Consider the following 1,969-nt stretch of genomic DNA (forward strand, 5'->3'; position numbering starts at 1 on the left):
CGGGAATGACGGCGGATAGTGCTACGCCGACGCGCGCCGGCTCGCCTTGCGCGCAGGCCGCAGTTTCAGCGTCGTGTCGGCCGCACCCAGCACGCGTCCGTCCTGCGACAGCAGTGCGAGCTTCTTCACCGGCTTGCCCTTGTCGCGGTCGACCATGATGGTCGCGATCTCGTCCGGATGCTCGTCGAACTCCTCGGTCCATTGCCGCAGCGCGACCAGGATCGGAAAGATGCCGTGACCCTTCGGCGTCAGCACATATTCCTGATAGGCGCTGCCGTCGGAGGCGGGGACCGTCTTCAGAATGCCGCGCTCGACCAGCGCGCGCAGCCGCGTGGTGAGGATGTTCTTGGCAAGCCCGAGGCTTGCCTGGAATTCGCCGAAGCGGCGGCGGCCGAGGCTGGCGTCGCGGATGATCAGGAGCGACCACCAGTCGCCGAACACGTCGAGCGCGCGCGCCACCGGGCAGCTGTCGCCTGCAAGGCTGGTTCTCTTCACCACGCATCTCCAGGAATTTGGGCCATCACGGCCTTGTGTGGTTGCAATATTAAACCTCTTGCCCTAGATAGGCAACGAAGTTTAATAATGCAACCAATTGGAGGCGGACATGAGACTGGCAAACAAGACGGCGTTGATCACCGGCGGCAACAGCGGCATCGGCCTTGCGACAGCAAAGCTGTTCGTGGCCGAGGGCGCCAAGGTCGTCATCACCGGACGCAACAAGGAGACGCTTGCGGCGGCGGCCAAGGAGCTCGGGCCGAACGCGCTCGCCGTGGTGGCCGACGCCACCGACGTCGCGGCGCTGGAAGCCGCGGTGAAGCAGGGCGCGGAGAAGTTCGGCAAATACGACGTGCTGTTCGCCAATGCCGGCATTCCCGGCCAGACGCCGGTCGGCGGCACCACGCTCGCCGCATTCGAAAACGTGATCCGCACCAATCTCACCGGCGTATTCTTCACCGTGCAGGCGGTCGCGCCCTATCTCAACGACGGCGCTTCGATCATTCTCAACGGCTCGGTGATTTCGGTGCTCGGCAATCCCGGTTACTCGGCCTACGCCGCGAGCAAGGCCGGCGTGCGTGCGATGGCGCGCGTGATGGCATCAGAACTGTCGCCGCGCGGGATCCGCGTCAACGTGGTGGCGCCCGGCGCTGTGCGTACGCCGATCTGGGGCGCGGCGATCGCAACGCCCGAGGCCGAGAAGGCGTTCGAGCAGCGGATCGGCAAGACCACACCGCTCGGGCGGATCGGTGAACCCGATCATATCTCGAAGACCGTGTTGTTCCTGGCGTCCGATGATGCTGCGCATGTGCAGGGGCAGGAACTGTTCATCGACGGCGGTGCGACGGCGTCGCCCGCCGGCGTGCCGATCTATCGCGGCTAGAGCCTTTCGGCTCCAGATAAGCCGGAACGAGCTCTTCGCTCGAAGACGCGCTACATTGTTTCTCATTGTAACGAACGGCCGGTGTGAAGCGGTTCACACCGGCCGATTTTGTCCGCGACTATCATCACGCGTATTGAACCTTTGGCGTACTCCCCGGACTCCCGAATGGGCGGGGAATTTTTTCACCACGGAATCATTTTGGAGTTTCTTCATGCCGAAAGCAGCCCGCATTTCGACGTCGATTCCGGTTTCGTCGTCATCCGAGAATTCAGACTCGGAACAATTTGTAGTAGTCGCGCTGTTTTCCGGAATCGGTTTGTTGATTTCGCTGGTTGCCGTCATCTGCGGCATTCAAGGCGTGTGGTTCTGAGTTCCAACGATGGATGATGCGCGGGGTAAGCCCGTGCATGATGCGCCGCGCCTGGTTCCAGAGATTGCTCCGCCCAACAACTGTCATACCCCGCGTATGTATGCGGGGTATGCAGTACGCCGCGGCGGGCGGGTCACTGCGGCGGGCGGGTCACTAACGCCGCGTTTGAAATACCGGGTCACCCGCTTTCGCTTTCGCGGGTGACGACAGCGGTTCTGGAA

Annotated in this window: 3 protein-coding genes; 2 read left to right on the forward strand and 1 reads right to left on the reverse strand. The window is 62.8% G+C overall.

The features are described 5' to 3' along the window. Positions 1–21: 21 nt before the first annotated feature. A complete protein-coding gene (locus tag H8A95_RS42750; RefSeq protein WP_229188414.1) occupies positions 22–498 on the reverse strand; it encodes a winged helix-turn-helix transcriptional regulator in 477 nt (158 codons plus the stop codon). A 106-nt stretch (positions 499–604) separates the two neighbouring features. Here H8A95_RS42750 and H8A95_RS42755 point away from each other — a divergent pair, with 106 nt between their 5' ends. Continuing rightward, entirely contained in the window at positions 605–1,378 is a 774-nt protein-coding gene (locus tag H8A95_RS42755; RefSeq protein ID WP_229188415.1) for a glucose 1-dehydrogenase, read from the forward strand. Between the two features lie 211 nt (positions 1,379–1,589). Then, the gene (locus H8A95_RS42760; protein ID WP_229188416.1) at positions 1,590–1,748 is read left to right on the forward strand and encodes a hypothetical protein; all 159 of its coding nucleotides are present in this window, start codon (positions 1,590–1,592) and stop codon (positions 1,746–1,748) included. The last annotated feature ends 221 nt before the right edge of the window (positions 1,749–1,969 follow it).

It is taken from the genome of Bradyrhizobium oropedii (genome assembly GCF_020889685.1).
In the GTDB taxonomy this organism is placed as follows: Bacteria; Pseudomonadota; Alphaproteobacteria; order Rhizobiales; family Xanthobacteraceae; genus Bradyrhizobium; species Bradyrhizobium oropedii.